Origin of the sequence: Solwaraspora sp. WMMB335 (genome assembly GCF_049179075.1) — a bacterium.
Classification (GTDB): Bacteria; Actinomycetota; Actinomycetes; order Mycobacteriales; family Micromonosporaceae; genus Micromonospora_E.
Genome location: NZ_JBMHMF010000001.1, coordinates 7,934,250 through 7,957,669, shown reverse-complemented (window position 1 = coordinate 7,957,669; position 23,420 = coordinate 7,934,250). Strand labels below are relative to the sequence as shown.

Here is a 23,420-nt window from a genome sequence, read left to right as displayed (position 1 = left end):
GTCGGTATCGCCGTCAGCCGGTCACTGGCGCCGCTGCACCAGGTCGAAGATGTCCTGCACGGAGTGGAGCTCGTCGAGATCGTCGTCGTCGATCGCGATGCCGAAAGCCGCCTCGACCCTCATCACGATGTCGACGAGGGAGAGTGAATCGACGCCGAGTTCGACGCCGAGCCGAGCGGTCGGCTGAATCCGGCCCTCCAGGTCCGGCACGACCGCGACGACGATGTCCGAGACCTGCTCCAGGGTGGTGGTCATGGTGCGGTTCCTCTCGTTCCAGTACGCTCGGCGAGCGCGGGGGGCCTGACGGAGCGATGGCTGGGTGACGGCGGTTCGGCGAGGTCCGGCCAGGTAATCGCCGCCGCGGCCCAGGTGAGGCCGGCGCCGAACGCGGTGAGCACGATCCGGTCGCCGGGCCGCAGACGGCCGGCCTCGGCGGCGTCGGCGAGCGCGAGCGGTATGGAAGCGGCCGAAGTGTTCGCCACCCGATCGACGTTGATGAGCGCTCGCTCGGGTGCGATGCCGACCGCTTCGGCGGTCGCGGCGAGAATGCGTTTGTTGGCCTGGTGGCCGACAAGCCAGTCGACGTCGCCGACCGCCCAGCCCATCTGGCGCATGACCGCCTGCGAGGCCTCGGTCATTCGGGCGACCGCGTTACGGTAGACGACCCGGCCCTGCATCCGCATGTACAGGTCGGCTCGGTCGGGTACGGTGCCAGCCACCTTCTGCCGCGCCCCGCCCGCAGCCACGAGCAGCAGGTCCGCGAGGTCGCCGTCGCTGGCCAGCACCTGGGCGGTGAAGGCACCGGGTTCGTCGCGCCGGCCGCCCCGGATCACCATCGCGCCGGCGCCGTCGCCGAAGATCGGCGCGGTCATCTTGTCGTCGGGGTCGGTGACGGTGCTCATCGCATCCGCCCCGATGATCAGCCCGGTGGTGTACGGCCCTGCCGCCAGCAGCCCGGCGCCCACGGTCAACGCGTAGAGAAAGCCGGAACAGGCGGCGTTCACGTCGAACGCGGCGATGCCAGCCAGACCCAGCCGGGCCGCCACGAACGGCGCGGTGGACGGGAGTGGGTGATCGGGTGTGCAGGTCGCGACGACGAGGAAGTCGACCCGGTCGAGCCCGGCCGACTCCATCGCCCGCCGCGCGGCGCCCACCGCGAGGTCCGACGTGGATGAGCCTGGCTCCAGGACGTACCGCTGCTCGATACCGGTCCGCTCGCGGATCCAGTCGGTGGTGACGTCGAGCCGTGCCGCGAGCTCGTCGTTCTTCACCACCCGCGCGGGCAGGCAGGCGCCGATACCGCTGACGACCGCTGTCGGGGTGTCCGGTCCAGACAAGCCACCCATGGACATCACTCCTCCTTCGGTGCCGGCGGCGGGGTTTGCCTCACGCACTTGACCATCGAACACCCGGCGTCGACGGCGCAGCGGCAGTTCGCCCGGCACTCGCGCCAGCAGATTTCCACCGTCGATCAGGACCGGCAGTCGGTTGGGACCGGCGCGGTGAGATGGCATGCCAGCACGAGGTTGAGCACCTCGAACCGGCAGCGGCCCGCCTCGTACCAGGGCCTGACCACGCCGTGCAACAGCAAGCTCCGCAACCGCCGGCCGGCGTCGGGCAGCGGCAGTCCGGTCAGCGTCACCACGTCGTCGAGCTCGAACTTCCCGCCAAACTCGCACAGCGCGCCGAGCATTTCCCGGTCGTCGGCCGGCAGCCGGTCGAGGTGACGCGTCAGGTTGTCGCGATAGCCGCGACCGCCGTCTGGACCGGCGGCGTGGCCAAGCAGCTCTTCCGGGCCGCCGTCGAGACACCGGTACAGCACCTCCAGCTCGTACACCACAAGCCAGGACGCGGCGGCCCGCAGTGCGACCGGCAGTCCGTCGACCTGGCGGCAGATCTCCGCCACGGCCGGCACGTCGGCATCGCTCAGCGCGTACTGCGGCCGAACCTGGAGCACCCGATCCATGAACAGACGCACGGCCGGTACCTTCGCCAGCGTCCCGGCGTCGCGGATGTCGCTCAGATGCGGCAACTCCAGCGGGCCGAGCAGGAAAAGCCGTTCCGGCGGCACCCCCCACGCCCGGTCGGAGGTGACGATCATGCGCAGCTCGGGGCACCCCCGCAGGAGCAGCCCCAGGCGCTCGGGCCGCGGGAGACAACCGTCGGCGCCGTCGATCACAAGCAGCGCGGGCGTCTCGTTCACCAGATCGACGAACGCGGCGACGCCACCACCCTGCCCAGCGAACAGATCCTCGACCGCGGCCCGCACCACCTCGGCGAGCGGCTCGACCATCTGCCGGCGGTGGTCGGCGACGGCATCCGCCATCGGGTGCCACAGCACGGGCATCGCGTCTGAGGCGTGCAACCGGGTGGCCGCCTCCAGTACCAGGCGAGTCTTGCCGACGCCGCTGAGGCCGACGACATTGACCAGCCGTTCGGCGCCGGAGGCGAGCTCGCTCTGCAGGGCCGCGAGTTCGGACTCGCGGGCGATGAGCGGGTCCGTCGCGATCGGCGGCGGAGGGATCTCGTCGCCCTCCCCCGGCAGCGGCCCGAAGACGAGCTGGCCCATGGACGCCGCGCGGGTAAGGTCGGCGCGGGCCCGCGGGCCCAGCCGCAACGCCTCGGCGATGAGCCGTACCGTGTCCTGGCGGGGCCGCCGCGCCTTGCCCTGCTCCAAGTCCCGAATCGCCCGAACGCTGATCGTGGACAAGTCGGCGAGCTGCCGCTGGGTCATCCCGATCCGGACCCGATGCTGCCGGATCAGCCGCCCGAACTTCGATATGTCGTTGATGGTGTCAATATCGACGATCATGGTGCGCATCTCCTTGGTCGTGGTGTCGACCGGGGATGCGGCCGAGAGCCGCTTCGGCTACCACGTCGGCCGGTCCCGATCACCTCCGATCTTCCGGAGCGCGTTATCAGCCCACCATCACGACACCAACCGACTGAGATAGCCGGCGGTGATAGCCACGGGATAGCTGCGGCGATAGTCCCAGGTATGCCGTCGTTCCTAACGTCGTCACCAACACCGAACGGGAACCGACGAAGGGACAACCAAGATGCGCGCTGTCGACATCCTCAAGATGACCATCGCCACCGGCGCGGTCGCCGCAGCCCTGACGATCAGCGCCGGCGCTGCGCACGCCGACACCACGGGATCCGCCGTCGACGCCCCCGCCGCGGCCACCACCGTCTCACCGACACCGACCCCCACTGCGACGCCCGGCGACGATTCGCAGAACCACCCCTGGGACTGAACCAGGCAGGTCAGGCCAGGCCGGGCCAGGTCAGGCCAGGTCAGGTCAGGGAACCGGTTTGGCCGCGGCGGTGACCGCCGCCAGCAGTTGCTCCGCCTCGTTCATCTCGCGATGCATGTTCCGGTCCTGGAACGTCGCGATCGCCTGTTCCAGCAGCCCAGCCGCCATCGCCGGCTCGCCGGCCCGGGCCATCAGCCGCGCGAGATCCAGCCGCACCACTGCGGCACCGCCGTGGTCCATGACCTGTTCGCGGATGGCCAGCGCGTTCACGAACAGCTCCTTTGCCTCCTGCACGCGCCCCATCTCGGCATTGACCTCGCCGAGGTTACGCAGAAGGTGGCCCTCCCCGATGGCGTCGCCGCTGTCGCGGACCATCCGGAGCACCTTGTCCAGGATTCGCTCCGCCGCTGCGGACTCCCCCCGTTGGGCCAGAACCTGACCGACCCGACGCAGCGCCTGCGCCTCACCGCCGACATACCCGGTGCAACGGTAGATCTGCAGCGCCTCCTCCAGCTCGGCGTGGGCGATCACGCTGTCCCCGCGCCGCATCCTGATATGCGCCCGCTGGGTCAACACGCTCGCCCGGCCGACCGGGTCATCGACAGCGTCGAAGCCGGTGATCGCCAACCCGTACAACCGCAGTGCCTCGTCGTCAGCGCCATGTTGGCGCTCCAACAACGCCAGGTCACGCCAGCACAGCGCCAGCCCGTGCCGGTCATCCAGCTGTTCGAACAACGACAGTGCGGCCTCCAACGACTCCCGGGCCTCCACGGGCTGACGACGGCTGCTGTGCAGCGTGCCGAGCGAGCCGAGCAGTACGGCCGTGCCACGTGTGTTGCCGCAGCGGCGGACCGCCCCGAGCGCGTGCCGGTGGGTCTTCTCCCACTGATCCAGATATCCGCGCGATTCGAACAGCGTCACCAGCGTCGCGGCCAGATCCCAGGCCAGCTCGTCGAGGTCCGCCGTGGCGGCCTGCTCGACGGCCGCGCAGAGGTTGGCCTGCTCACCGTCGAGCCATTGCAACGGGTCTGCCCGCACCTGCTCGGCGTACATACTCGGTGGCAGCCACCGCCTCGCGTTGCCGTGCAGGATCGTATAGTCGCCACCGTAGATATGACGATGGGCCTGCTCGGCGAGCGCGAGCCAGCCCCCGGTCATCCGCTCCAGCGCCGCCCGCCGCACCTGCACGCTGTCGTGCGCGACGAGCTGTTCCCTGGCGAAGGCCCGGAGGATCTCGTGAAAGCGGTACCGGAACTCGCCGGTCGTCTCGACCGCGACCACGTCGAGCATCTGGACGTCGACAAGCGGCTCCAGCAGGTCTGACGGGAACGCGCGGTGGTCGTCGAGGAGCGCGCCGGCGAGCCATCCCGGCAGCGACGGACCTTCGGCGAGGCTCAGCAGGCGCAGCAACTGCCGGCCGGTGCGGCCCAGACCGTCATGGCTGAGTGAGATGCTGGCCCGCATCGTCATCTCGCCATGGGTCAGCTCGTCCAGCCGGTGCCGTTCGTTCGCCAGCCGGTGCACCATGGACGCCAGCGACCAGTGCGGACGGGCGGCCAGCCGGGCCGCGATGATCCTTATCGCCAAAGGCAGTCCACCCACCGTGCCGATGAGCGCCGTGGCGGATTGTGGTTCCCGAGCCACCCGTCCTTTACCGATTACTCTTCCGAGTAGTTCGAGGGCCTCGTCGGTGTCGAGAATGTCCAGCTCCAGCCGGTGTGCACCGGGCAGCGCGGTGAGCCGCGCACGACTGGTGACCAGCACCGCGCAGTTTCCGCTGCCCGGCAGCAGCGGCCCGATCTGGCTCTCCGACGCCGCGTCGTCGAGCACGACGAGGGCCCGCCGGTGGGCCAGCAGATTGCGGTACATCTCGGCACGCTCGTCGACGTCGTCCGGAATCAGCGGCCCAGGGATGCCCAGTGCCCGGAGAAACCGGCCGAGCACCTCCATCGCCTCGACCGGTGCTGCGCGGGTGCCCCGCAGGTCACAATAGAGCTGCCCGCCGGGAAACTGATCGTGGCCCAGCCGGTGGGCGATGTGCTGTGCGAGCGTGCTCTTGCCGACGCCGGGCATCCCGACGATCACCACGACCCCGACCGGACGGTGCGCCATCTCGGAACCGGTGAGCACCGCCTCCGCGGCGGCGACCAGGTCGTGGCGTCCCACGAAGTCGGCGGTGTCGGCCGGGAGTTGGCGTGGTATCTCCACCCGGTGCCCGGCGGTGGTCGGTACGCGGGCCGGCTGGTCCGCGTTGGAATCGGCCGCCGCCGGGGCGGTGCTGACGGAGACGTGGACCGGGGTCGCGTCGGAGCCCGGCAGCAGCGCGGCGTCGCCAGAGTGAATCGCCATCTCCAGCCGCCGCAGGTCCTCCCCCGGCTCCAGGCCGAGCTCCCGCATGAGCAGTTCGCGGCCGCTACGGTAGCTCTCGAGTGCCTCGGCCTGCCGGCCGGACCGGTACAGTGCGAGCATCAGCTGGCCCCGCAGCCGCTCCCGCAGGGGGTACTCATGGACCAGCCGCCCGATTTCTCCCACCAGCTGGTGATGGTGGCCGAGCTCGACCTCCAGCTCGAGGTAGGTCTCGACGGCGGCAAGCCGTTCCTCGTCGATACGCAGTGCCTTGGTCCGAAGTGCCTCGCTGGGTATGCCACTCAGGCAAGGGCCGCGCCAGAGCGCGACCGCGGCGCGTAGCAGCTCGGCTGCCTCGGCCCGGCGGCCCTCCTTGAGCAGCGCTCGCGCCCGGGTCACCTGGCGGTTGAACACTCGCAGGTCGATGACGTCTTCGGATACGCGCATCAAGTACCCGGGTGGCTTCGTGGCGATCGGGGCGTTGACGCCCGCGTCGGCGAAACTCTTGCGCAGCCGGGAGACGCAGATCTGTACCTGGGTGCGGGCGGTGTCTGGTGGATCCTCGTCCCAGATGAAGTCCACGAGGTGGTTGCTGCTCACCACTCGGTTCGCCTCCAACAGGAGGGCGGCGAGGATGGTCTCCTGCCGGCCAGGCGGCACGCGGACCGGACCGGCCGGTCCGTTGACCTCGATAGGACCAAGGACTCTGAACACGATCGGTGCCGGACCGATCAGTTGACCGTCTGCCGACACCAGGTGAGTACTCTCCAAGGCCGACACCTTCAGAGATCGAAAAGTTTCATCTACGCTGACCGAATGGGCGCACGCTGTCCATCGCGCAAAAGGTGGGCGTTTAGGGCCACGTGAGGGGTTGTGCCAGGGCGCTGGCACAACTAGTGCGATCACAGCCACTCGTTGATCGTTGCGCCCTGCACCGTTGCCTCGTAGCGGACGGCGAGTTTGTCGTAGCGGATCGCGACGGCACGGTTGCGCTTGAGCCGGTTGATGCCGCACTCGATCGCGTGGCGTTGCTTGTAGATCTCGGGGTCGAAGGCCGGCGGCCGGCCGCCCTTCGACCCCGGCCTGCGCCGATTGGCTCCCTGTCCGGAATCTTCGGGGCACCTCAGAGCTCACGGTATCGCCGGCGACGGATGTTGCCGGAGCAGGTCCTCGACGTCACGGCGGCCGAAGCCGTGCTGCTGTGCGCCGACCTGGCAACAGGCCAGCGCCCCCGCAGCAGTGGCGAACCGCAGGGCCGCCGGCAGGTCGTCTCCCCGAGCGAGCGCAGCGCCCAGCGCCCCGACGAAGGTGTCTCCCGCGCCTGTGCTGTCCACCACGGTGACCGGGAACGGCTCCACCTCCAGGTATCGGCCATCGCTGTGGGCGACGCAGCCGTCGCCGCCGAGCGTGACGATCACATGCGGGACGCCGCATCCTGCCGCAGCGTCGACAGCGGCGCGGGCGGACGCGCGATCGGTCACCGGTATACCGGTGAGCGCGGCGGCCTCCTCGCGGTTGAGCACCAGGTACGTGCAGCAGGCGAGCAGCCCGTCGGGTAGCGGCTGGTACGGCGCGGCGTTCAGGATCAGCGGCACTCGGTGTGCTCGGCACAGTTCGGCGAAGCGCGCCACCGTGGGCAGCGGTGTCTCCAACTGTGCGACACCGATCCCCGCCTGCGCGATCACGCCCTGGTGAGCGTCCAGATCGGTTGGGGTGAGCTGGGCGTTGGCGCCGGGCGAGACCACGATGGCGTTCTCGCCATGGGCGTCGACGGCCACGAACGCCACCCCCGAGGGTTCGCCGGACAGTGCCCGCAGGTGATCGACGCGTACCGCCGCGCTGTGGAGTCCGGCACGCATCCGGTCACCGAAGTCGTCGTCGCCGGTGCGCCCGATGAATACCACGTCCCCGCCGAGTCGGGCGGCGGCGACTGCCTGGTTGGCGCCTTTCCCGCCGGGCAGATACTGGGCGGCGCCGGCCAGCACCGTCTCGCCGGGCCGCGGGATGTGCGGTGTGGTGACGACGATATCCATGTTGATGCTGCCCAGGACCACCATGGTGGCCGGTTCGGGGCTCACGCGGCCGCCGCCCGTTGCGTGCTGGTCGGGTCGATTCGACGGCCCGCCGGGTCGAAGACGTGCACGTCGGCCTGGCCGACGGTGAGCTGGACCGGCTGGTCGACCGTGAATCCGGCACGGCCGGGCAGGTCGACCTTCATCCGGGTGTCGCCGCACCGTACGGTGACCAGGGTGCGGTCGCCCAAGGGCTCCACCATGTACACGGTCGCGTCGAGACGCAGGTCAGCTGGTCCGGCGGCCACAGCGGCCGGTTCGAAGCGGACCCGGTGCGGCCGGAACCCGACGGTCACGTCCACGCCGGGGGGCACCGCGTCGAGCAGCGTCGGTGGAAGGACGAACCGTCCCCCATCGTCGAGGGTCAACGTGTCGCCACCGTCCACACGCCGGGCGCAGACCAGGTTCATTGGCGGCTCGCCGATGAAGCCGGCGACGAAGGTCGTGGCCGGGGCGTCGTAGATCGCGGTCGGGGTGTCGAGCTGTTCGATCCGGCCGTCGTCCATCACCAGAATGCGGTCGGCCATGGTCAGCGCGTCCAGCTGATCGTGCGTGACGACGATCATCGTCGACCCGACGTCAAGGTGGATGCGCTTGATCTCGGCGCGCAGGTCGTTGCGCAGGTCGGCGTCCACGTGCGACATGGGCTCGTCGAGCAGGAATACCGAGGGGTCGCGGACCAGGGCCCGGGCCAGGCCGACGCGCTGCCGCATGCCGCCGGAGAGACCGGCCGGTCGCGCCCGCAGCACGTCGGTGATCTGCAACTGCTCGGCTACGGCGGTCACCTTGCGGCGTACGCCGCTGTCAGCGAGGCCGCGCAGCCGCAGCGGGTAGGCGATGTTGTCGAACACCGTCCAGTGCTCGTAGAGGCCGTAGTTCTCGAAGGCCATCGCGACGTTGCGCCGGGCCGGTGGCACGGTGGTGACCGGTCGGCCGTCGAAGCTGATCGTGCCGGAGCTGACCGTCTCCAGGCCGGCGATCATGCGCAGGGTTGACGTCTTGCCGCAGCCGGACGGCCCGAGGATGACCAGCAGTTCCCCGTCGGCGATGTCGAAGCTGATGCCCTTGACCGCCTCGGTGCGGCCGTACTTCTTGGTGACGTCGAGCAGGTTCACCCCGGCCATGTCACACCACCTCCCGGTCCCGGAGCGCCCGTCCCGTGGCGGCCTCGAAGACGTGCAGACGGGCCGCTGGCAGGCGGACCCAGGCCAGGCTGCCGGGTCGAGCGGCGAACCCGGCCGGCACGGTCGCCCGTACCGTGGCTCCGGCGACATCGACGTGGACGACGTCCTGATAGCCCAGGGTCTGCGACAGCAGCACCCGACAGGCGACCGCGCCGACGACCGGCTGGGTCGACAGTTCGACGTCGCCGGGCCGGATGCCGACGGTGACCTGGCAGGAAGGGCCCTGACCGGCGTCGAACCGCTGGCCGAGCACGGTGACGCCGGTGGCGTCACGGCGTCCCTGGAGCAGGTTGATGCGTGGATCGCCGAGGGTGCGGGCCACGGTCACGTTGGCGGGTCGTTCGTAGACGTCCGCCGCCGGGCCGACCTGCCAGGTCCGCCCGGCGTCGAGCACCACCACGAGGTCCGCCAACGCCAGGGCGTCGCTCTGGTCCGGCGTCGCGTACAGCGTGGTGACGCCCAGGTCCCGCTGGATCCGTTTGAGTTCCGTACGCATCTCGTGTCGGAGCTTGGCGTCCAGGTGTGTGATCGGTTCGTCGAGCAGCAGCAGTCGCGGACGCCGGACGAGTGCACGGCCGAGTGAGACCCGTTGCCGCTGGCCGCCGCTGAGCTGTGCGGGCAGCCGGTCCAGCAGCTGCGGGATACGGAGCGTGTCGGCGACCTCCGCCACCCGGGCGGCGATCTGCGACCGGGACAGCTTCCCCCGGCGGGCCGGAGCGCGCAGCGGGAACTCCAGATTGCGCCGGACGCTGAGGTGCGGATAGAGGGCGTAGTTCTCGAACACCATCGCGATGTCCCGCCGCTCCGGCACGACGCCGGCCAGCGAATCCCCGTTCAGGGTGATCTCGCCCGTGTCGGGCGACACCAGCCCGGCGATCATGTTGAGCAGAGTGGTCTTGCCGGCCCCGGACGGGCCGACCACGACTCCGAACTCGCCGCCGCCGAGGGCGAAGCTCAGGTCGGCGATAGCGGGACGCTGGCCGCCGAAGGTCTTGCTCACCCCCGTCACCATGAGTGTTTCCATCAGCGCATCCCTCCGATGAGGACCTGACGTGCCATGAAGCGGTCCAGCACCACGGTCACGATGGCCGGGGGAACCAGGGCGACGAGCCCGACCGCGGAGATCAGCCACCACAACGGCTGCGACTGCGCGTTGAGGGAGGTGATGTACAGCGGAAGCGTCTGGGCATCGTTGAACGTCAGCATGAGTGAGAACAGGAAGTCGTTCCAGGCGAAGAAGAACGACAGCAGGAACGCGGCAGCCAGACCTGGCGCCGCCAGGGGAAAGACGATCCGTAACAGCCGCTGCCACTGCGGGTACCCGTCGAGCGCGGCGGCGTGCTCCACCTCCACCGGGATCGCCTCGAAGAACGTACGCAGCAGGTAGACCGCCAGCGGCAGGTTCATCGCCGTGTAGGCGAGGATCATGCCGAACGCGGTGTCCAGCAGCCGCAGGTTGACGAAGACGACGTACAACGCGAGGACGGAGACGATGGGCGGCATGATGCGCTGCGACACGATCAGGAACGACAGGTCGTCGTTGCGGTACGGCCCGTACTTGTAGCGGTAGCGGGCCAGTCCGTACGCGGCGAAGCCACCGAGGATGACCGCCAGCAACGAACTCACCCCGGAGAAGACGACGCTGTTGGCGAACTTGCCGAGGAAGTCGCCGCCACCGTCACCGAACAGCGTCTGCCAGGCCTGCAACGTCGGCTCGAAGTCCACGAACGGGATGAACCTTGGCCCGTCGTAGATGTCGACCTGCTGCTTGAACGCGGTGATCAGCGTCCAGTAGACGGGGAAGAGCGCGAACAGCACCCAGACGAACAGGACCGTACGGCGACCCCAACCAGCGGTGCGCATGTCACCTCACCTCCGTGGTGACCAAGGAGTCGACGGTGTCGGTCAGGTCGACGTCGTCGCGTTCCACCTGCTGGGCGGCGACGTCGGTGCGACTGCGCCGCCGCCCGGCCCAGACCAGCAGGCGCAGCAGCACCAGCGTGGCGATCAGCACCACGATCAGCAGCATGGTCGTCATGGCTGCGGCGGTGCCAAGGTCACCGCTGCGCAGCCCGGTGAAGTACGCGCTCAAGGTGACCGTCGATGTCTTGACGCCCGGTCCCCCACCGGTCATCAGGTAGACCACGTCGAACAGCTTGAACGCCTCGATGCTGCGCAGCAGGATCGCCGTCATCGACGCCGGCAGCAGCATCGGCAGAAGGTGGTCGAAGAGCAGCCGCCGGCCGGACGCGCCATCGACCATGGCCGCCTCCAGCGGCGCGGTCGGCAGCGAGCGCAGGGCGGCGAAGAGGATCAGGAACATGAACGGGGTCCACTGCCACACGTCGGCGACGACGATGGCGGTCACTGCCGGCAGCCGCTCGCTGAACCATGGCACCTGCGGCAGCCCGACCAGGTCGAACAGCCAGCTGATCGGCCCATAACTGGGGTCGAACATGGTCTTCCAGACGAATCCGACGACGACCGGGGTGAACATCATCGGCACCAGAAGCAGCAGGCGAAGCGCGCTCTGTCCGCGGGTGCTGCGGTAGACCAGCAGCGCCAGGGTGAGACCGAGCACGTACTGAAGCAGGACAGTGACCACGGCGAAGATGACCGTGTTCAGGAAGCTCTGCCGGAACGTGTCGCTGGCGAGAATGGTCGCGTAGTTGCCGAAGCCGATGAAGCGGTGCTCACCCGTGATCGACCAGTTGCTCAGGCTGACGTAGATGGTGAAACCGAGCGGGAAGAGCGCGAACGCGGCGAAGAAGGCCAGTGGCGGGGACAGCAGCAGGTGCTTGTGCCACTGTCCCCCGGCGGCCCGCGACTGCGGAGCCGCCATCACTGCCCCGTTTGCAGCGTGCGGTAGAGCTCCTGCTGGGAGTCCTTGCCGATCTGATCGGTGATCGTCTTCCACTCCTCGGCGCACTGTTGCAGCGCCTGCTCGGGCGTGCTCTGCCCGGACAGCGCCAGTTGCGCTGCGGTGTCCAGCGCCTCGAAGTACCGCCCGGCCTCGGGGATGCGCAGGTCGAACTGCACGTTCGGGTGGTTGAAGGAGTCGAGCTGCACATTGAGGTAGTCGGCGGCGTCGACGAACTGTTCGTCGCCGGTACTCCAGACCTCCGGCTGGAAGTGGTCGGTGCGGTACGGGCCACGGGCGGTGCCCGGCGTGGTGACCCCGGTCAACGCGTTCTCGGTGGTGTCGAGCCAGCTCGCCACGCTCCATGCCGCAGCGGGGTTCTTCGTGGTGCTGGTGACCGAGGCGTGCCAGCCGCTCCAGCCCATGTACGGCGCCCGGGACACCTCCGCCCGATCCTCCCAGCGCTTGTCGGCCGGGTTCCAGATCCGCTTCGAACCAGGCAGCGGGGCGTATCCGAGCTGGTCCTGGATAATCGACTGGCTCGGGTCCTGGGCGAGGACGCCGATGTCCGGCCAGTCGATCGCCAACGCGTAGTTCCCGGCGACGAAGTTGCCGCGCTGGTCGCCGCCACCGTAGGTCACCATCTGCGACGGGCCGGCGGCCTTGAGCGCGGTCCAGTCCTTCAGCGCCTGTACCCAGCCCTCGTTGCCGATCTCGGGCTCCATCGTCGCCGGGTCGAAGAACAACCGGCCCGGGTGGTCGGGATGGGCCGCGTACGCGGCGGCGTGGGCGGTGAAGACGTACGGGCCGACGTCCTTGGGCTTGAGCGCTTCGAGTACGCCGTAGCAGGGCCGGCCGTTGCCGGCCCAGTCCCAGTCGGTGAAGAACTCGGCGCATTCGAGATACTCGGCCCAGGTCTGCGGGACAGCGAGGTCACGGCCCTTCTCGACGCGGAATCGTTGCTGCGCCGTCGGGTTGTCGAAGGCGTCCTTGCGGTAGTACATCATGAACACGTCGCCGTCGAGCGGCACGGTGTACCGCTCGTCGCCGAAGTAGGTGAGCTGCTGCACCTTCGGCAGCACGTCGTTCCAGTTCTCGGTGTACCGGGAATGCAGGTCCTCCAGGGACCGAATGAAGTTCGCCTTGGCGAATCCGGAGACCCATCCACCAGCGTAGATCACCACGTCGTACGCGTCCGTGCGGGAGGAGAACGCCTGGAACAGTTTCGAGTAGAGGTCGCCGAAGGGGATCTCTACGATCTCGATCCGCCCTCCGGTCTGGGCCTCCCACTGATCCTTGAAGATCCGAACGCCGGTCGACATGAAGCTGCCCACCGCCACTCGGACGGTCACGCCCTCGAACGCGCCCGGACCGGTCGGTACGTCGATCGGACCGCTGTCGGCGGGACCGCCGTCACCGCAGGCGGTGAGGAGGCTGGGGACTGCCAGGCCGCCGCTGAGCACAGCGGCGGTGCTGAGGAAGCGGCGGCGGGACAGGCCCGCCCCGCTGCTGATTTGTCGCGACATCGCGATTCCTTAGAATGAACGTGCACTTCTCGCTTGCCAGAGCAGGGTGTGGCGCTCGGCCGGAACGCTTGCGGGGAAGCCGCCAAGCAAGCCCGTTCGCATTCCGGCCGGGCCGTCTAACCGTACGGGGAGTGACTAATTCCGTACGCGTGGTGCCGTCTCGTGATCAGAAGCCGCCGTTGATGATCCGATCCGCGAAGAGCTCGGTGAACCGGTCGGCGTCCACGTCGACCGCGACGGACATGTTGGGCGCCTTCTTCTTGGGGATCGTCCGCAGGATGTCGTTGCGGATCAGCATGTCGCGCAGGATGACCGTCGGCGCGTACTCCGCTGCGACGTGCAGCTTGGCGACCGTGACCAGGCTCGGGTCGTACGCCACCGCGATGGTCAGCGGGTCGTGCAGCCAGATGCCGGTGTGCTCGGTGGGGATGCCGACGCTGAGGTAGATCAACCGCTCCTGCTCGGGCCACGGTTCGAGGATGCGGTGGACCATCTGGCCCGACTTGCTGCTCGCCGTGCGCATCGAGTCGATCTGGGCCTGGGTCATCGGCACCCGGAGGGTGACGTCGATCGGCACCAGCGTGATGTTCGCACCGGACTCGAAGACGATCTTCGCCGCGACCGGGTCGTTGTTGAGGTTGTACTCCTCGACCGGCGACCGCGTCACGCCCTTCTCGTCGACGATCGGGACGATGACGCCGCCCATGATGATCAGGTGCTTGAGGTTCCTGACGAACTCCGGATCCTGCCGGATCGCCGCCGCGACGTTGCTGACCGCGCCGAGCGTGCAGATGGTGATCTCACCCGGGTTCTCCCGGACCAGACGCACCATGAACTCGACCGCGCCCTCCTTCTCCGGTTCCTTGGTCGGCCGGCCGTCGTCGAAGATCCCCTCACCCTCGAAGCCGAACATCAGCGCCTCGGCCTCACCGAGCGGGTCGCCGACACCGGCGTGGACCGGCACCTCGGGCGCACCGACGAACTCCAGGATCTTGCAGGCGATCTCGGCGCGCAGCCGGGTGTCGCCGTAGACGGTGGTCACGCCCTCCAGCTGCACCTCCGGCGAGTTCACCGCGAGCAGGACGGCGAACGCGTCGTCGTAGTAGGTGCCGATGTCGGTGTCAATGATCATCCGTTCCATGTACTGCTCCTCCTTGTTGCGGCCGTCCGCCGGCCGAGCGGCCGGTAGGACGGGCGGTCGACTGCCGGACCTTGAGCGAGACCGGCAGGGTCAGGGTGCGCCGCCGCGACGGCGCGCGTTCCGGGTCGATGAACTGCAGGCCGGCGTGGGCCATCGCCACGACGTCCTGACGTACGGTGGTCAACTGCGGCGACGTGTAACGGGTCAGGGAGACATCGTCGAAACCGACGAGCGAGAAGTTGTCGGGGGCGTTGCGCCCGCGCTGGTGGGCCTCGAAGAGGGCACCGATCGCGATCAGGTCGTTGGCGGCGAAGATTGCCGTGTAGTCGACCCGCCGTTCCGTCAGGCGCCGGTAGGCGTTCGCACCGCCGACCTCGGAGAACGGACTCTCCACCACCAGCTGCTCGTCTTCGGCCAAGCCCGCCTCGCGGATCGCGTCGAGGTAGCCACGACGCCGTTCCCGGCTGACCGCGACGTCGGCCGGACCGGCGAGATGCGCGATACGCCGGTGCCCGAGCTCGATGAGGTGCCGGGTGGCAAGTCGCGCGCCGGCCCGGTTGTCGGACTGCACGAGGTAGCCGTTGCCACCGGGCAGAGCCCGGTCCAGCGCGATGAAGACGAGACCGGCCCGGGCATACTGCTCGACCTCGGCCCGGGGCAGGCCGAGACCGACGACGAAGACGTGCCGGACCTGCTTGGACAGCAGACCGTCGAGGTAACGGCGCTCGGTGCCGGCGTCACCAGCGGTGTCGCCGAGCAGGAGCATGTAGCCGTAGCGCTGTGCCTCGACCTGCAGAGCCCGCACCAGGCTGGGAAAGAACGGGTTGCTGATATCCGGCAGCAGCACCGCGACCGTGTCGCTGACCTGGGTCGCCAGGGAGCGCGCCACGGCGTTGGGCCGATAGCCCAGCTGCTGGGCAACCTTCAGCACCGCCTCGCGGGTCGTCGCGGACACTGCCCCCCGACCGGCCAGAACGCGGCTGACCGTGGACGACGAGACCCCGGCCTGCCGGGCGACGTCGTAGATGGTCAACCGAGGCGGCTCCACCGAAGCCGATTTGGACACGCTCTGACCTGCCCTTCTTCGTGCAACCGGTTGCAGCAACCGGTTGCCTCATGTTTCCGCCACGTTTCCCGTCACGTCAAGGGGGGCAAGCGGATCATTTTGAGAACGCTCCGGTAATGCATCGACCCCGTTCAACGGCCGCACGCAGCGAGCCAGCACGAACTAGGACAAAATCGCCCATCGGCCATGCTCACCTCCGGAGCGGAAGCCCCCCGCCTACCGGAGGCGGCCGGTGGGTCAGGGCACCGCAGTATCGATCTGCTCGATGCGATGGCAGGCCGCGCGGTGGTCGGGGCCGACGGCCCGTAGGGTCGGCACAGCCCGGCAGACATCGGCGGTGTGAGCACAGCGAGGGCTGAACGCGCATCCGTCGGCGTGCGAGCCGTCGCTGGGCACCTCACCGCGAGGCATGTCGCCGGTGTGCCGGCCGGCGAGTGGATCGGCAGCGGTCGCCGAGGCCACGAGCATCTGGGTGTACGGGTGCCGGGGTCGGTTGAACACCTCCTCGGTCAGCCCGGACTCCACGATCCGACCGAGATACATCACGGCCATCCGGTGGCTGAGGTGCCGCGCGATGTCGATCTCGTGTGTGATGATCATGCAGGTGAGGTCGAACGACCGCTGTACGTCGAGGAGCAGGTTGATGATGCGAGCCTTCGTCGTAAGGTCGACGCTCGAGGTCGGCTCGTCGAGCAGGAGCACCGACGGCTCGACGGCCAGCGCCCGCGCTACCACCACCCGCTGCAGCTCACCGACGCTCATCCCGACCGGCAGGCGTGGCAGGTAGTCGGCCGACAGACCGACCTGTTCCAGCAGGGTCGCCGCCCGTCGTTCCTGCGCCGAGCGGTCGGCGCCGATGTGATGCACCCGCAGCGGCTGGGTCAGCGCGTGCCGGATCGTACGGCTGCGGTTGAGCGACGACAGCGGGTTCTGCGGTACGAGCTGCACCGCCCGCCGGTGTCGGCGCAGTGCCCGCCGGTCGCTGATGTCGGCATCGCCCACGAAGATGCGGCCAGCGGTGGCCTGGTAGATGCCGGCGATCGTACGTACCAGCGTCGACTTGCCGCAGCCGCTTTCCCCGACCAGCGCCAGCGTCTGGCCGGGTTCGATGGTCAGCGAGACGTCGTCGACCGCGTGCACGCTGGGCGTATGCATCGTCCGCCAGGACCGTCGGCCGTGGAAGGTCTTGGACAGCTCTTCGACGCGCAGTCGCTGGCTCATCGGTCCTCCGGAAGGTCACCGGGCGGCCAGCCGCCGTCCGGATAGCGGTGGCAGGCCACCCGGCCGCCGGCGGCCGGCAGCAGGTGCGGCACGGCCTCGTGGCAGACGCCGACGGCGATCGGGCAACGCGGGGCGAACGAGCAGCCGCGCCGGTCCTCCGGCAGGCTGGACACACTTCCGGCGAGCACCGGCATCGGCTCGCGGGGGGTGTGCCGGCTGGGGATCGCGTCGAGCAGCGCCCGGGTGTAGGGGTGCCGCGGCTGGTCGAAGATCGACCGTACGTCCCCTTCCTCGACCATGTCGCCGGCGTACATCACGTACACCCGGTCGCACAGCTGCGCCACCGACCGCAGGTCGTGGCTCACGAAGACGATGGCCAGGCCCAGCTCGTCGCGCAGGTCGCGCAGCAGCCGCAGGATCTGGGCGGCCACGGTCGGATCCAGTGTGGTCGTCGGCTCGTCGGCGAACAGCAGCTGTGGTCGTGCGCCGACCGCCGCGACCGCGACGAGCAGTCGCTGCAGTTGGCCGCCGGAGAACTGGTGCGGATAGTTGTCCAGGCGTCCGGCGACGCCGTCGAGGCCGACCCGGCGCAACATGTCGGCGATCACCGCGTCGATGTCGGTCGCCCCGTCCGCCCGATGCTGGCGCAACAGCCGGCGAATCTGCCGGCGGACCCGGGTCACCGGGCTGAACGAGGTCATCGGCCGCTGCGGCACCAGGCCGATCTGCCGGCCACGCACCGTACGCAGGACCGCATCCCCGGCCGTCCGCAGGTCCGTTCCGTTGAACAGCAGACGGCCCGAGAGCACCTGCGCGTTCGGCGGGAGCAGGCCGAGTACGGACATCAACGCGGTGCTCTTGCCGCTGCCCGACTCGCCGACGATGCCGACCACCTCGCCGGGGTGCACGACGAAGGACACGCCCCGCACGGCCGTCCGCGTGCGGCCCTGCCGGCGATATGTCGTTCGCAGGGAGTCGACCTTAAGCAGCGGTTCCATGCGGGTCTCCACCTTCCTGGCTCAGTCGCGCAGCTGCGGGGACAGTCGGTCGGTCAACGCGTCGCCGACGAGGTTGAGTCCGACGATCACGATCATCAGCACCAGCCCTGGCAGCACCGAGTACCACCAGGCCCCGGAGAGCACGTAGTTGCGGGCGTCGTGCAGGAGGTTGCCGAGCGTGGGATCCGGAGCCTGGACACCCAGGCCGAGAAAGCTCAGCGCCGCTTCAGCGAAGATCGCCACCGCCATCCAGAGGAAGGCCTGCACGAGTACGGGCGGCAGCACGTTGATGGAGATCTCCCCGAAGATGATCCGGAACCGGGAGACCCCGATGACCCGCAGCGAGTCGGCGTACTCCTCCTCCCGTTCGACCATCGTCGCCGCCCGGGCCACCCGGGCGAACTTCGGCAGTGTGGTGATCGCGATGACGGTGACGACCTGCACCTCGATCGGCGCGGGCAGGCCGAGAATCGTGCCGCCGCTGGCCCGGCTGAGGCCGAGGAAGACGACGCCGAGGATGAACAGCGGCAGCGCCATGATGACGTCGAGGCACCGCATGATCAGCTCGTCGATCCAGGTACGGGCGAAGTAGCCGGCGACCATCCCGAGCGGCAGGGCGACGGCCAGCCCCAGGATGACGCTGGCCAGTGCCACCACGAGCGACAGTCGTGCGCCGGCGGCTGTGCGGGCGAAGATGTCCCGACCCAGCTGGTCGGTGCCGAACAGATGCTCCGGGCTGGGCGGGACGAGGATGTCGTCGCCCTGGGCAAGCGGGTCGCCGCCGACGAACGGGCCGGTGACGACCACCGCCAGGTAGGCGACGATCAGCAGCAGTCCGATCCGCGACGGCCAGGTCGCGACCACCGCCCGGCCGAGGGAGCGCAGACCGGCGAACCGCCGCCGCGGCGCGGCGGCAGTGACCGTGTCGGCCGGCGGCGGCGCGGTCGCCGCAACAGGCGGCGTCGACGTCGATTGCATGACCGCGTTCCTTCCTAGAGGTCCCGGACCGAGACCCGCTGGCGGTAGAGTTCACGGACTCTGGGATTGATCACCGCGTACAGCAGGTCGACCACGAGGTTCAGCACCACGCAGAACAGCGCGATGAACAGGGTGCAGCCGATCGCGACCGGGTAGTCCTGCTTCTCGAACGAGTCGATCATCAGCTGGCCTATCCCGGGAATGGTGAACACCACCTCGACGATCACCGTGCCGCCGATCAGGTAGGCCAGGGCCAGTCCGATGACCGTCGCCGTCGGGATGATCGCGTTCGGCAGTGCCACCCGCCCGTTGACCGCCCGCGACGACAGCGACATCGCCCGGGCGAACATGACGTAGTCGCGGCCGAGCGCGTCCAGCATGGACACCCGCAGGGTCCGTGCGATCATCGCCACGTACGGCAGGGCGAGGACGAGCACCGGCAGGATCATGTGTCGGACGTTGCCGATCGGGTCCTCGGTCAGCGGCACCCAGCCGCCGGTTGGCAGGATCCCCGGCAGGTAGAGCCCGAACAGGAACAACAGCAGCAGCGCGAGCCAGAAGCCGGGGACGGAGAAGCTGATGAGCGTGCCGGCCCGGATCGCCGTGTCGACCTTCGACCCGTACCGTGCGCCGGCGAGCCGGCCGAGTGCCACGCCCAGCGGGGTCGCCACGATCAGTGCCACGATCGCCAGTTCGACGGTGGCCGGGGCCCGTTCCAGCACCTCTGTCAGCACGTCGCGGCCGGTGAAGATGGACTGGCCCAGGTCGCCCGTGACCGCGTTGGACAGGTACGCCCAGTAGCGTTCGAGCAACGACCCGTCGAGTCCCATCAGCGTACGGATGGCAGCGACGTCCTCCTCGGTGGCGTTCGCCCCGGCGTAGATCCGGGCAGGGTCGCCGGGGGCGAAGTCCACCAGTACGAACACAAGGGTGGCCACCGTCAGGAGGACGACGAACGAACCGATCACCCGTCGAACCACGTATCCTGCCATCGATCCCTACTCCTGTTCCGATGGATCGCGCCGGCCGTACACCGCCTGTGCACGGGCCACGGTGATGTAGCCGTCACGAAGGTCGGCCGTGACGGCGGCCGGACGACGGTGCCGGGGATCGCCCCAGCCGCCTCCGCCGGGCGAGCGCAGTGTCACGCCGTCGCCGGGGCCCAGTCGCACGTGCCGGACCTTCGCGCCGTCGAGGTGCCGTCGTCGTCCGGCCACGTCCAGGTGCACGGTCAACGCCCGGGCCGAGGTGCCACCGTGCACGCCGAACGGGGCGAACCGCGCCCGGTCCCCGATGAGGCTGATCGACACCGACGGGTCGAGCGACGTGATCTGGTAGGTGTTGCCCAATCCGCCGCGGTGCCGGCCGTCGCCGGCGGAGTCGGCCGTCAGCTCGATGCGCTCGAACCGGACCGGGAACCGTCGCTCCATCGTCTCCACGGGCGGGTACTTCGCGGTCCCGTGCGGCGGCGGCGCGTTGACGAGTCCGTCGTCGTCGGGGAGCGCGCCCATGCCCCCGGCCGCCGGCAGCGGGATCGCCACCGGTCGCCCGTCGCGACCGGTGGCGGCCAGCGACATGACCGCCGACGTGCCGAACCAGTCGGCGGGCACCCGCTCGGGCACGCACCTGCCGAGCGCGCCCAGCACGACGGTGATCACCCGCGACGCGCAGTCGAGGTAACCGCCGACCGGTGCGGGTCGGACGGCGTTGAGAAAGGAGTCGTCGTCGATGACGAACGTAATCGGCTCCAGCGCGCCTCCGTTGACCGGCAGGTCCGGGAACAGGTGCTTGATCGCGATGAACGCGGCGGCCGCCGTCGTGTCGCGGCTGAGGTTCATCGGACCACGGGCGGGGCCGGCCGAACCGGTGAAGTCGAAGGTCATCGCGTCGCCGGCGATCCGTAGGACGAGGCGCAGCAGCATCGGCCCGCCGTCGGCCCCGTCATCGTCGAGGTGATCCTCGAACGGGTACTCGCCGTCCGGCAGCTCGGCGATGATCTGCCGCATCCGCCGGGCCGCCCGCGCCCGCAGCTGCGCGATCGCGGCCCGCACGGTGCCGGCGCCGTATCGGGCCAGCAGTTCGTCCAAGCGGCGTCGGCCGACCCGGAGACCGTTGAGCATCGCCTCGAGGTCGGCCCGCTGCTGCTGTGGTGCCCGGATGTTGCCGAAGATCAGATCCGCCACGTCAGGGCACTCCCGGCCGGCCCGGTGCAGCAGCACGGGCGGGATCCGCAGCCCTTCCTCGTAGCACTCGGTCGCATCCGGCACCACCGAGCCGGGCAGGCTCCCGCCGATGTCGAGCCAGTGCCCGCTCGTGGCCAGCCAGCAGAACAGTTCGCCGTCGACGAGACAGGGCGCGAGCAGCTTGACGTCCGGCGCGTGGGTACCGCCGGCGTACGGGTCGTTGAAGATGTAGACGTCGCCGTCACGCAACCCGTCCAGCCGACCCCGCTCGCGCAGCAGCCCGACGGTACGGCCGACGGCGTAGCCCATACCCGCGACGAAGATCGGCATGCTCTGCGGCCCCTGGGCGATCGTCGCGCCGTCCGCCGCGTCGTAGAGACCGGACGCACGGTCGTCCATCTGCGAGATGACCGGCGAGAAGGCCGAGCGCACCAGTGTGGTGTCCATCTCGGTGGCGACCTGCTGCAGCGCCGCCCGCAGGACCGCGAGCGTGGTGGGATCCACGCCGACACCGGCGCGGTGATCCCCGCCGGCCGTCACGAACGCTCCCGGATCAGCAGATTGCGCTCAGCGTCGACATCGGCCACGTACCCGGCTTCGAGGTAGACCGTGGCGTCCGCACTGACCAGCAGCAGCGGCCCGAGCAGATGCTCGCCCGGCACGACCTCGTCGCGGTGCCGTGACGCGGTGTCGGACGCGGTGTCGGACGCGGTGTCGGACGCGGCGGCCGGGGCACCGGCGCGGGGGGTCGCCGACCGGGCGTCGGGCGCTGCGGCACCGGCGGCACCGGCACCGTGCCGGGCCACCAGGGTCGATCTCAGTGTGACGATCTCGACCAGACCGTCAGCCAACGTACGGCCGTACCGCAGTTGGTAGGCGTCCTGGAAGCGCTGCTCCACCCCGGCACGGCTGATCGGCCGTTCGAGCGGAACCCGCAGATGGTGGCTCTGCCCCCGGTAGCGCAGATCGCCCTCCACGACGATGTCGAGGTCACGGACCGCGATGCCGGTGTCGGCCAACCGTTTGCGCAGCGCTGACTCCTGGTCGTCGAGCATCCGGTGCAGCGCGGCCGCGGTGTCCGCGTCGTCCAGCTGCGCCGCCCCGGTCGGCCATGATCGGCTGCTCTCGTAACGCAGGTCGGCCAGGGCGCAACCGAGCGCGCTGACCAGTCCCGGATGGCGCGGGACGAGGGCCGTGCGCATGCCGGTCTCGCGCAGCAGCGGGCACACGTGCAGTCCACCGCCCCCGCCGAACGCGACGAGGGTGAACTCGCGCGGGTCGTGGCCGCGAGCGGTCAGCACCGACCGGATCGCGTTGGCCATCGTGGCGGTGGCCACGGCCAGGATGCCCGACGCGGCCTGCGGCACCGGGATACCCAGCGCCTCGGCGACCGGCTCGACGGCGGCCGCGGCGAGCTCGGCGGCGAGCCGGTGCTGTCGGCCGGTACCGAACCGGGCGTCCGGGTCGATACGGCCGAGCAGCAGGGCGGCGTCGGTGACCGTCGGCGCGGCACCGCCGAGGCCGTAGCAGGCCGGACCCGGATCGGCACCGGCCGACTCCGGCCCCACGGTCAGCACACCGAGTTCGTCGACACGCGCGATGCTGCCGCCGCCGGCACCGACCGCGACGACGTCCACGGTCGACATCACCAGCGGGAGCCGGAAGCCGAGGGCCGCGTCGTTGACGTAACGCGGCCGACCGCCGACGACGACCGACACGTCGGAGCTGGTCCCGCCGATGTCGCAGGTCACCAGGTTCGTCAGCCCGGCGCGCCCGGCGATCCCGGTCGCCGCGAGCACACCGGCCACCGGACCCGAGCGGGCCACCCCGATCGCCAGGTCACGGGTCTGCTCGATCGAGGCGACCCCACCGCCGGACTGCATCACGAGCACGTCACCCACGTGCCCCCCGGCGGCCAGCCGACCCGCGAGCCGCCCCAGATAGGCCCCGACCACCGGTTGCAGATAGCCGTTGGTGGCCGCGGTGGCGAACCGGACGAACTCCCCGGCCTCGGCGTAGACGTCGGCCGAGCCGGTCACGTAGCGCGGCTCGGGCCAGAACTCGCGCAGCACCGCCATCGCCTGCCGCTCGTGACGTGGATCGACGTCGGAGTGCAGAAAGCAGACCACGACCGCCTGGACGCCGGCCGACAGCAACTGCCGGCCGGCGTGGCGGACGTCGTCCAGGTCGAGTGCCTCGACCACGGTTCCGTCGTGGGCCAACCGCTCGCGGACTTCGATCCGGTCGCGCCGGGCCACGATGGGTCGGTGGGCACCGGCGAAGCCGTAGATGTCCGGCCGGTCCCGGCGGCCCATCTCGACCACGTCGCGGAAGCCGCGGGTGGTGACGATGCCACATCGGGCACCGGTGCGCGCGATGATCGCATTGGTCGCGACCGTCGTGCTGTGCACCAGGAGGGTCCGCACGTCCCGCTCGGCGCGGATCTGTTCCAGGGCGGCCGCGATGGCGCGCGACGGATCGTCCGGCGTGGACGGAACCTTGGCCACGCCGACGTGGCGGCCGGCCTCGACAAGGACGGCGTCGGTGAACGTGCCCCCGACGTCGACCCCGATGACGCGCGTCATCCT

19 protein-coding genes are annotated in these 23,420 nt (G+C 69.7%); 1 reads left to right on the top strand and 18 read right to left on the bottom strand.

Annotated elements, in window-relative coordinates:
- Positions 1–21: 21 nt before the first annotated feature.
- The 3 genes from ACN27F_RS34005 to ACN27F_RS33995 form a co-directional block, all read right to left on the bottom strand.
- Positions 22–255 carry an acyl carrier protein gene (locus ACN27F_RS34005; RefSeq protein WP_421439780.1) on the bottom strand — a complete coding sequence of 78 codons (234 nt, stop codon included), beginning with the start codon at positions 253–255 and terminating at the stop codon, positions 22–24.
- Positions 252–1,346, bottom strand: a complete 1,095-nt coding sequence (locus ACN27F_RS34000) for a beta-ketoacyl-ACP synthase III (protein ID WP_421439778.1) — start codon at positions 1,344–1,346, stop codon at positions 252–254. Before ACN27F_RS34000 ends, ACN27F_RS34005 begins: the two co-directional genes overlap by 4 nt.
- Positions 1,347–1,471: 125 nt before the next feature.
- Entirely contained in the window at positions 1,472–2,812 is a 1,341-nt protein-coding gene (locus tag ACN27F_RS33995; protein ID WP_421439777.1) for a helix-turn-helix domain-containing protein, read from the bottom strand.
- A 247-nt stretch (positions 2,813–3,059) separates the two neighbouring features.
- Here ACN27F_RS33995 and ACN27F_RS33990 point away from each other — a divergent pair, with 247 nt between their 5' ends.
- Positions 3,060–3,257, top strand: coding sequence for a hypothetical protein (locus ACN27F_RS33990; protein WP_421439775.1), 198 nt, complete (start codon positions 3,060–3,062; stop codon positions 3,255–3,257).
- Between the two features lie 45 nt (positions 3,258–3,302).
- Here the strand turns inward: ACN27F_RS33990 and ACN27F_RS33985 are convergent, their stop codons facing one another.
- The 15 genes from ACN27F_RS33985 to ACN27F_RS33915 all read right to left on the bottom strand — a co-directional run bounded on the left by ACN27F_RS33985 (position 3,303) and on the right by ACN27F_RS33915 (position 23,417).
- A complete protein-coding gene (locus ACN27F_RS33985) occupies positions 3,303–6,374 on the bottom strand; it encodes an AfsR/SARP family transcriptional regulator (RefSeq protein ID WP_421439773.1) in 3,072 nt (1,023 codons plus the stop codon).
- A gap of 359 nt (positions 6,375–6,733) precedes the next feature.
- Positions 6,734–7,681, bottom strand: a complete 948-nt coding sequence (rbsK, locus tag ACN27F_RS33980) for a ribokinase (RefSeq protein WP_421439771.1) — start codon at positions 7,679–7,681, stop codon at positions 6,734–6,736.
- Complete coding sequence (locus ACN27F_RS33975) at positions 7,678–8,799, bottom strand: ABC transporter ATP-binding protein (RefSeq protein WP_421439769.1); 1,122 nt, start codon at positions 8,797–8,799, stop codon at positions 7,678–7,680. The genes rbsK and ACN27F_RS33975 overlap by 4 nt, the downstream gene beginning before the upstream one ends.
- Position 8,800: 1 nt before the next feature.
- The gene (locus ACN27F_RS33970; RefSeq protein WP_421439766.1) at positions 8,801–9,883 is read right to left on the bottom strand and encodes an ABC transporter ATP-binding protein; all 1,083 of its coding nucleotides are present in this window, start codon (positions 9,881–9,883) and stop codon (positions 8,801–8,803) included.
- Positions 9,883–10,722: a carbohydrate ABC transporter permease gene (locus ACN27F_RS33965; protein WP_421439764.1), complete on the bottom strand. Its 840-nt coding sequence runs from the start codon at positions 10,720–10,722 to the stop codon at positions 9,883–9,885. The genes ACN27F_RS33970 and ACN27F_RS33965 overlap by 1 nt, the downstream gene beginning before the upstream one ends.
- A 1-nt stretch (position 10,723) precedes the next feature.
- On the bottom strand, positions 10,724–11,701 hold the full coding sequence (locus ACN27F_RS33960) for a carbohydrate ABC transporter permease (protein ID WP_421439763.1): 978 nt from the start codon (positions 11,699–11,701) through the stop codon (positions 10,724–10,726).
- Positions 11,701–13,245 carry an ABC transporter substrate-binding protein gene (locus ACN27F_RS33955; protein WP_421439761.1) on the bottom strand — a complete coding sequence of 515 codons (1,545 nt, stop codon included), beginning with the start codon at positions 13,243–13,245 and terminating at the stop codon, positions 11,701–11,703. The genes ACN27F_RS33960 and ACN27F_RS33955 overlap by 1 nt, the downstream gene beginning before the upstream one ends.
- Positions 13,246–13,411: 166 nt before the next feature.
- Positions 13,412–14,386: a nucleoside hydrolase gene (locus tag ACN27F_RS33950; RefSeq protein WP_421439759.1), complete on the bottom strand. Its 975-nt coding sequence runs from the start codon at positions 14,384–14,386 to the stop codon at positions 13,412–13,414.
- On the bottom strand, positions 14,367–15,452 hold the full coding sequence (locus ACN27F_RS33945) for a LacI family DNA-binding transcriptional regulator (RefSeq protein ID WP_421439758.1): 1,086 nt from the start codon (positions 15,450–15,452) through the stop codon (positions 14,367–14,369). Before ACN27F_RS33945 ends, ACN27F_RS33950 begins: the two co-directional genes overlap by 20 nt.
- A gap of 237 nt (positions 15,453–15,689) precedes the next feature.
- The gene (locus tag ACN27F_RS33940) at positions 15,690–16,673 is read right to left on the bottom strand and encodes an oligopeptide/dipeptide ABC transporter ATP-binding protein (RefSeq protein ID WP_421439756.1); all 984 of its coding nucleotides are present in this window, start codon (positions 16,671–16,673) and stop codon (positions 15,690–15,692) included.
- Entirely contained in the window at positions 16,670–17,671 is a 1,002-nt protein-coding gene (locus ACN27F_RS33935; RefSeq protein ID WP_421439754.1) for an ABC transporter ATP-binding protein, read from the bottom strand. The genes ACN27F_RS33940 and ACN27F_RS33935 overlap by 4 nt, the downstream gene beginning before the upstream one ends.
- Positions 17,672–17,692: 21 nt before the next feature.
- A complete protein-coding gene (locus tag ACN27F_RS33930) occupies positions 17,693–18,649 on the bottom strand; it encodes an ABC transporter permease (RefSeq protein ID WP_421439752.1) in 957 nt (318 codons plus the stop codon).
- A gap of 14 nt (positions 18,650–18,663) precedes the next feature.
- Positions 18,664–19,641, bottom strand: coding sequence for an ABC transporter permease (locus tag ACN27F_RS33925; protein WP_421439750.1), 978 nt, complete (start codon positions 19,639–19,641; stop codon positions 18,664–18,666).
- A gap of 6 nt (positions 19,642–19,647) precedes the next feature.
- The gene (locus tag ACN27F_RS33920) at positions 19,648–21,372 is read right to left on the bottom strand and encodes a hydantoinase B/oxoprolinase family protein (protein WP_421439748.1); all 1,725 of its coding nucleotides are present in this window, start codon (positions 21,370–21,372) and stop codon (positions 19,648–19,650) included.
- Entirely contained in the window at positions 21,369–23,417 is a 2,049-nt protein-coding gene (locus ACN27F_RS33915) for a hydantoinase/oxoprolinase family protein (RefSeq protein WP_421439746.1), read from the bottom strand. The genes ACN27F_RS33920 and ACN27F_RS33915 overlap by 4 nt, the downstream gene beginning before the upstream one ends.
- Positions 23,418–23,420 lie beyond the last annotated feature (3 nt).